An 8899-nucleotide genomic window follows, 5' to 3' on the forward strand; every position below is an offset into this window, starting at 1 on the left:
TTCAACACCCAGCTTGCTTCACCCGAGGGTGTGCGCCGTCAGGTCGTGGAGGTGGAGGTCGCCGGGACGAACGGAGACCGGTATCGCGACGAGATGGTCCGCCTGATCAGGGACAGGGCGCCGGCGGCCCGGGTCGTCGTGACCGCTCCTGCCGCGGACGGGTTGACCGAGCGGCAAAGCGCCAAGCGGCGTGACGCCGCGGACGGGCGGGTGGTGGTCACCATCCGGAGCTCGAGCGTGGTCGAACCGGTTCCCGAGGTCAGGCCGGTGCCCGACGTTCCGGTGAGACCGGACCTGTCCCTGTCCACGCGACCAGAAGGTGCACAGCCGGTTTCGCAGGCCGGTCAGCAGGATTTGACGGAGTGGAGGAATCCGTCGGACGGCAACCAGGGCGAGCCTGTCGCTCCGCAGTCGTGGCTCAACGCCTCTCAGGTGTCTGCTGATCTGGTGGTGGTACGAGACGTGGGGGAGCGGACGTGGCTCGTGCTGATGCCGAGCGACGGGAACCTCGACAGCCACCAGGTGCCGGCCGAGTTGCGGGACGAGTTGAACGAGTTCCTGGTCGAGGCGTCGAGGCGTGACGAGGACGGGACGCGCGCGCGTTTCGTCGTCGAGGCCAGCGGCTTCCACAGCGGCTCCGAGCGGGCGAAGGACGTGATGGGCTGGCTGCTCGGCATCGATCCGAGCCCCGTGAGAGCGCGCACGTCCCAGCGCGTGGTGGCGACGTTGTTGCCACGTGTGCCCGATCTGGTCATCCGGGCCAAGACTCAGTCGGGCGACGCGGGAAACCGGTTCGGTTCGATCGGTCTCGGGCGTGCGGCGCGCACGGAAGTGGCGTCCAGGGTGGTCCGGTTCACCATGCGCCGGGAAGCCGTGCCAATGGCGACGGCAATCCTCCAGCCCGATTCGGATGAGCGGAACCACGATGCCGAGGCCGGGACTCGGCCGGCCGGGAGCGGTCAGTCGTCGGCGGATCCCATCGACGTCGACATGGTGCCGGATCCGTTGCCACCTCTGGAACCTGAGCTGCCGTCGTCGAACGAGAACCGTGACGACGTGCCGTCCGACGACGACATGTACATCGGCGACGACATGGTCGTGGACCGGCCGATCGTGCCGGAACCGCGGCCAGCACAGGCGCCTCCGGTTCTCGACGCCGATGACCCGATGGGTTTCGGTCTGATCGAGCAGGACAGGCCGACTGATGTCGAGATCGCGGACGCCGGGCCGCTGGACGTCCTGGGCGCCCTGGACCCCTTGGTGCACAACGCCGACATGGTTTTGATCAACTCGGCGATCGATCTCCTGGATCGGGCCGGCGCCGTCGACGCCATCCTCGGCAACCTGGCCGGCGGGGTCGTGAGCCCGGAGGAATTGATCTGGCGGTCTGCTCTGCTGGTGAGCAGTGATCTTGTAGCCGACGAGCCTGCAGCCGAGCGGTCGGCCCGATCCGTGGCTCGATGGGCCCGGTCCGGTGACATCGCGAGCCTGACGGCAGCCTTCTTGCCCGAACCCGGTCAGGACGCCGAGGTTCCTGCTGCCGAGGTACCGCGCGCCGACGTTCCTGCCGGCCAGGGCATTCGAGACGTCGGAGCCCAGATCGTTGCCGGCTCGGGGTTGGCGGTGGTGCTGGCGGGCTTCGACGGTGACACCTCGGAGGTCGAGCGGTTCGTGCTGGCGTCGGCCCGCGTCGCGGCGGCCCAGGTTGGCGAGGCGGGCGCGCGTCAGTGGGTTGGTGCGTTGACGGATGCTGCGCGCTTGGTGGCGGACGCTGGTCTGTGGACGTTGTTGCGTGATCGTCCCGCGGGGCCGCAGGCGTTCTTCGAACTGGTGGCGCTGGTGGCGAACGACGTGTACTGGCATGGCGGGAACATGGCCATGGCGACGGCGGGCGGGGTTGCGTCGGCGGTCGGGATGCTCGACGACCGGCATGTCACCGAGTACTTGTTGCGTGAGCTTTCGCCTGAGCGTGTGGGGCAGTCGCGTTGGCGGGATCTCGTGAACGAGATGCAGCTGAAACTGCCGAGGAACGTGGACCACGCGGAAACGTTGGCGGACAACGAGGCGCGACGTCGTGGTGGCACGGAAACCAGTGACCACCTGATGTGGGTGGCCGAGCGGCTGGAGTCCGGAATGGACTCCGGGAATGTCGTGTGGTTCACGGCGGCTGACGTGGAGTTGATGCCACTGAGGGGTCCCGGTGGTGCGGTGGCGGGCTCGATGTTGTTGTCGCGCAACGACGGTGATGCGGCGGGGTTCGTCGGTGAGCGGTTCAACGCGGTGACGTTCACCCACGCCGCCGACCTTCCGGCCGAAGGAGCCGACGAGCGGTTCGAGGAACAGCACGCGGCGATTGATCGTGGGGAGTACACGGCGTCGTGGTCGCCGTGGGCGCGGAACGAGGACGGTGTGTACTTCGTTGTTGCCCGTGGCACGCGCGGGACTGCGCAACTCCAGTTGAGGGACGGCCGGCTGGTGGACGTCTCGGGTGAGGTGCTGGGGCGGCTCGTGATGAGCTCGGGGTCGTTGCCCGCAGATGGCCGATTCGGCTCGGTCGCTCTGGTCGTCACGGATTCGGCTCTGCCCGGCCCGGACGGAAGGTCGGTGGCGACAGGATTTACCGGCGCTGCGAACGCGGTGGGCGTCCCCGTCCGCGTGCACGCTCTCGCTGGGACGGGCAACGCGTTCGTGCACAGTTCGGCCATCGGGGACGAGAACCCGGTCGACATCGGTGTGGTCGCGCTCGACAGGGGTTCGAGCTGGGTCACTCTCGGCCCGAACGGCGCACCACAGCAGCAGCCTGATGGTGCGGAGCGAGCGCTCGACCGCCTGTTGCCGGACGATGTCGCGGGCTTTGTCCAAAATGGACTGAGATCCCACGTCCAGCGCCTCCACGAGTCCGAGGGCGCGCAGCGCGCCACCGAGTTCGCGCGGACGATCGAGCCGGTGGCCGGCCAGCTCGACGCGCTGGGCCTGTTCGACCTGGTCGCGCTCCGTGAGCTGCCCGCGCAGGTGCGTGCGTCGGTGGTGGCCGACGTCGTCGAAGTGGTGACCTGGGAGTCGATGACCAACGAGGCCGAGTCGGCGCTCCGGCTGGCCAGCAGGTTGACGACGGCGCTTCGGCTGGTGGCGGGCACGGGAGTGCTGGACCAGTTGCTGGCCGAGTCCGTTCGCAGTCAGGAGGCGACGGACTTCTTGTGGCAGACCTTGCTGGGTCTTGTTCGCGCCGTCGCGACGGAGACCGATGAAGGGGACACGTCAGCGGATGTCGACGCCGACGCCGAGGTTCTCGCCATCGTCGTTCGCAGTGGTGTGGTGACATCGATGATCACCGCGGGTGACTTCGCCGGGCTGAGGCAGACGATGGAGGCACTGCGCGAGGTGTACGACGAGCACGGCCGCGAGACGGCGATGGTGGTGCTGGAGCGGCAGTTCAGCAGGGATCAGCTGGTGGACGCCGAGCAGTGGTTGCTCGAGGCGGACTCTCAGCCGGTGATGCCGGTGCCGAACCCAACGCCTGAGCAACTGCGCAGGCAGGAGGAGCGCGAGGAGCATCGCCGTCAGATGGCCCAGGCGGTGGCGGAATTCGAGGCGGGTGTGCGCACCTGGGAATCCCTCAACGCGTTGGTCGCCGAACTGGCGGGCAGGAGTGGACCCTGGACGTCCGCGCCGCTGGGAGCCGCGCCTACCCGGCGCACAGGCCGGCAGTCGAGGGGCTCTGCCGTCGGTTCCACGGGCCCGGAGGCTGGTTCGAGCAGGCGGTCCGGTGGTTCGGCCCAGACGGGGCAGGGGGCCGCGCGGCCGCAGGCTCGGCTGGGTGGGCTGAACCTCGGTGTGTTCCACGGTGAGCGGTTCACGATTCCGTTGCCGCAGAGGAGCACTGGTGTGTCGGACGCTGCGGGGTCGCGTCAGATCGCGGACCTCGCGGATCAGGTGGTGTCGGGACTACCCGCACGTTTGCCCACTGCCGCGAGCCCGCGGGCGAGTGTGCTGGTGACCGGCTCCACTTTGGAACGTGCGGAGATCGTGCGGGATCAGCTGGTGGCGGATCTGGTCGATGCGCACCGCGACAGGTACGGCGCGGTGGGCGACGGGGCACAGGCCCATCTGGAAAGTCTTGTCGTCGCCGGTGTGGATGCCGGTCTGATCGATGAGGTGCAGATCCGTCCGGTGCCGGCCTCGTTCGAGCCGAGTGGGACCGGGGGCACGGTGGCGTTCTCCTCGGCGGACCAGTTGGCGGATTTCGTGGCGGCACCCGACATCGCCTTCGACGCGCTGATCGAGAACCTGAACACCCAGCTCGCTCCGTCCGGGGGTGTGCGCCGTCATGTCGTCGAAGTGGAGGTCGCAGGGGCGGGAGGTGACCGCTATCGCGACGCGGTGGTCCGCTTGATCACCGCCAGGGCACCCGCGGCTCGGGTCGTCGCGAGTGCTCCTGCCGCGGACGGGATGACCGCGAGGCAACGCTCCAAGCAGCGCGACACCACGGACGGGCAGACGGTGGTCACGATCCGGACCACTGCCGTGGTCGAACCGGTGCGGGAAATGCCGCCGCCGGTCCCCCGAGCAGACACGGGTGACCGCGCCGATGTGCCGTCCGGATCCACGATCGTGCGGACGGAGAGGCAGCACGGGTGGCTCCTCCTGTCACCCGACCGTGCGCACGCCGGGAGTGTCGACCGTGGGTCCGAAGCCGGCTTCCGGGAATTCCTGGACCACGTCGTGGCACTGCCGGCAGCTACCGATGACGGTCGCGCGATCACCTGGGCCATGCACCTCACCACGTACGGCGATGATGTGGCGACCCGGACGGAGCGGACGACCGGCTTGCTGGAGTTCGTGGCCGTTGACGTTCTCGGAGGCGTCGAGCTCCCACAGCACCTGGAGTTCGTCAGGCACCAGGACACCGCCATCACCCTGACCGAGTTGCTCTCCGACGAACGCATGGCGACGGAAGTCGTCGACCTGCTGTCTCCACGGCTAGTGCGAATCGTGATCGTCGGACATACCGGGGACCAGCAGGTGGCGCTGCCCCGGCTACCGGCTGCTCCGGCACGCCCGGACTGGCTGCGGTCCACGCGGCCGGAAGGCTCGCAGCTCGCCGTGCGGACAGATCAGCCGGACCCGGTCGCGTGGTCGGTTCCGTCGGACGTGCCGAGAGACTTGCACGTGAGACGCAATCCAGCGACTGGAGCCTGGCTCGTGCTGGTGCCGCGTGATGTGCCGCTGGCGGGTCTTGAGGTTCCGGGCGCGTTGCGGGCCGAGATCGACGCCTTCGTGACAGCGGCGCGCGACCATGCCGAACCGGGGCAGGTCTCGCAATGGACCGTCGCCGCGACCGGCTTCGGCGACGGCACGTCGCGTGCGCGCACCGTGCTGGCGTGGCTGCTCGGCGTCGACCCGAGTGTGCTGCCGACGCGGAGCGCACGGGGGCGGGGGGCACCACAGTCGCGCCTGTCCCATCTGGACATCTCCCTGAGCAGCCGCGGGGTGGGAGAGGTCGGCAACGTCGGCTCGACCAGGGTCGGGGACGGGGCGCGCGTCGAGGTGGCGGACAGGTTGGTCAGGGTCACCACGACCAGGCCGGCCGTGGCGCCGAGCGAGGTTGGAGACTCGCTGGCGCAGGAGTCGGCCCCGGTGATCTCCGAGCTGTTCCTGCCGGAGACGTGGACGGCTCGCTCAGACGTGCCCGCAGGCCTGGAGGTGGTGGAGGGCAGCAGAACCGCTGAGTCATGGCGGACTGAATCGTCATGGCGCGTGCTTCTGCCGCGAGGAGGGCGGCTGGACGGACTCGAGGTGCCGGCCGCGTTGCGGGAGGCGGTCGCCACGTACCTGGATGCGGCGGCGTCGCCCGGCCAGGACGAAGGGGGCCGATCCGAGCGGTGGCGCGTCACCGCCACCGGTTTCGTGCGGGGCAGCGACCACGCGCGTGCGGTGATGGCATGGCTGATGGGGGTCGATCCGAAGAACCTGACGACCAATCCCCGGCGGGAGCTGGTCGAGAAGAAGATGCCGCATCTGCCTCCCCAGTTGAACCTCCGGCTGACCAGCGTGAAGCCGAACACCATGGGCCGGACCCTGGGTTCGGTGAATCTCGAGGGCGCTGCGTTCGACGAGGTGGCGTCCAGGGTCGTCAGGTTCACCATGGTCGGGGTGCCCGTGCCGCAGCGAGGGCCCGACGAGCGGGTGGATGACGGTGTCGAGAATCTCGTGTCGCCCGAGTTGAGGACGAACGATGAAGTGGTCGTCGATCCGCCCAGGCCGGTTGCGACGGTGCTGCCGAACGAGCCGGGCAGCTGGGACACCGCCGCGGACGTGCCGGCGGGGCCGCTGGTCGCGCCTGGCTCGGACCCCGGGACGTGGCGCGTGTTGATGCCGAGTGACGGTCAGCTCGATCGTCACGGCGTGCCGGAGGTTCTGGCGGCCGAGCTCGGCCGGTTCCTGGCAGCCGCCCGCCAGACAGGCGAGGGAGGTGCTCAGCCGTGGCGCATCTGGGCCTCCGACTTCGACGGTCGCGCGGTGCGGGCGCGTGCGGTGATGGGATGGCTGCTCGGTGTCGATCCGAACGTCATCAACCAGCCACGGGTCCCGCAGTCGGTGATGCAGACGGAACTGCCCGATGTCCCGTCCCACCTGGATCTGCGGACGGACAGCAGGAGAGGGCGCTCCGCCGGCAACAGTTTCGGCCCGGTCGTGATCGGGGACGGCGCACGTGGGGAAGCGTTGTCCAGGATGGTGCCGGTCACCCTGTCCGGACCGCCCGGCTGGCAACGGGGTGTTGTGGTGGAGCAGCCCGGAACCGCGGGGACGCAGGACGTTGCCGATGACCGTGAAAACGCGGACCTCGATCCCGCGAACGACGGACCAACGCCGGACACGGATCCGATCCCGGACGCGCCGGCGAGGTGGGCCATTGCCTCGGACGTGCCCGCGGGCCTGCTGGTGAGGCCGGGCGCTTCCCGCGGCACGTGGCTGGTGCTGGTACCACGGGACGGCGACCTCCGCGGCCGCAGGGCGCCGGCCGCACTGAGGGGCGCCCTGGGCGACTTCCTGGCCGAAGCGGCGAGGCCGGCGTCCGAACGGACTGGGCCAGGGGCCTCTGACCTCTTCCGCGTCGCCACCACCGGCTACTCCGGAGGCACTCAGCGGGCGCGTGCCGTGATGGGATGGCTGCTCGGTGCCGGTCCGACCGCTTTCGCCGAGGTCACCTCCCGGCAGGTGCCGACCGCCCTGGTGCCTCGTCTGCCGGGCGATCTGGTCGTCGAAGCGTCCACGGCCTCGGCCAAGAACATGGGCGAATCCTTCGGCCCGACCCGGTTCGAGCCCGACGCGCGCACTGAGGTGGCGTCCAGGTTGGTCCGGTTCACCATGTCCCGGGTCGCCGTCGCCGACGAGAACGCCGACGTGGTCACTCGACCACCTGGGGTTCCCGAGCCCATGCGGCTCGACGACGTGCCCACCGACGACGACATGCACGTGGACGACCCGACGGACGTCGGCTTCGTCTGGGGTTCCGAGACCGGCGAGGCGCAGGACTTCATGGCGACCGAAGCTGCCCTCACGGTGATGACTTCGGCGTACGGCGTCCTCGAAGACGTCGAGGCGCTGGAAGCGATTCGTCTCGGCCTCGCCGGTACGGACGCCGACGTGGAGGTCGTGATCTGGCAGTCCGTTCTGCTGGTGAGCCGTTTCATCGCCTTGAACGACCACGAGACCGCCGTGCAGTGGGGCCAGTTCGTGGCTGCGACAGCCAGGATCGGCGATCTCGCGACACTGACGGACGTTCTCTCAGTCGATCCTGTGCAGCGCGCCGAGACGCCGGCTGCCGACGACATCCCGCCTGTCGTGGATGCGCCGGACCTGGCTGCCGTGATCGTGGCCGCGTCGGGGTTGGCGGTGGTGCTGACCGACCTCGATGGTGACACCTCGGAGATCGAACGGTTCGTGCTGGCCTCGGCCCGCCTCGCGTTGGCCGAAGGTGGTGAGGCGGCGGCGCGTCAGTGGGTGGGTGCGTTGACGGATGCAGTGCGCTTCACGTCAGACGTCGGTTTGTGGACGTCGTTGCGTGATCGCCACGCGGGTCCGCAGGCGTTCATCGAATTGATGACGTTGGTGGCCAACAACGCGTACTGGCGGGGCGAGAACGCCGCGATGGTCACGGCTCATGGGGTTGCCGTGGCGGTGAAGATGCTGGACGCCCGGAGTGTCACCGAACGTCTGTTGATCGAGCTCGATCCTCAACGGGTGGGCCAGTCGCGTTTGCGGGATCTCGTGGACGAGATGCGTACGCACACGCTGAGAGACGCGGAAGCGTTGGCGGACAACGAGGCGCGTCGTCTGGACACCACTCGGACCGGCAGCTCCGGGAGGTTGGTGGCTGAGCCCACTCTGGCCCACGAGATGGAGGCTGAGCGGTTGTTGGTGCGGGCGGGTTCTCAGCTGGTGATGCCAGTGTCGGATCCGTCGCCTGAACGGGCGCGCAGGCTGGTGGAGCGTGAGGAGCTTCGTCGTCAGGTGGCTGTGGCGGTGATGGAGGTCGATCTGGGTGTGCGTAGCCAGGAGTCGCTCGACGCGTTGGTCGCTGATCTGACGAGAGGGAGTGGTCCTTGGACGGCCCCGCCGATGGGGGCGGCGCGGTTCCGTCCCGGTGATCGGCAGGAAGGGGGATCCGGCGGTGGTTCCTCACGCCCGGAGGAGGCGGGGCCGAGCACGCGGCCCGGTGGTTCGGCTCAGGTGGGGCTGGGTGCCGGGCGGTCGCAGGTGCCGCTGGGTCGGGGGAGTGGGGGTGTGTTCGGCGGTCAGCGGTTCTCGATTCCGTTGGGGCGGCGGGACTCTGATGTGTTGGACGCCGCGGGGTCGCGTCAGATCGCGATGTTCGGTGATGACGTGGTTGTGGGTT

At 69.1% G+C, this 8899-nt stretch carries 1 protein-coding gene; it reads left to right on the top strand.

The window, feature by feature from the left end:
* Nucleotides 1-8899, top strand: an 8899-nt coding sequence (locus SK854_RS47965) for a hypothetical protein (protein ID WP_319981871.1), incomplete at both ends; no start/stop codon positions are given.

The sequence above is a fragment of the Lentzea sokolovensis genome, from assembly GCF_033949975.1.
Classification (GTDB): domain Bacteria; phylum Actinomycetota; class Actinomycetes; order Mycobacteriales; family Pseudonocardiaceae; genus Lentzea; species Lentzea sokolovensis.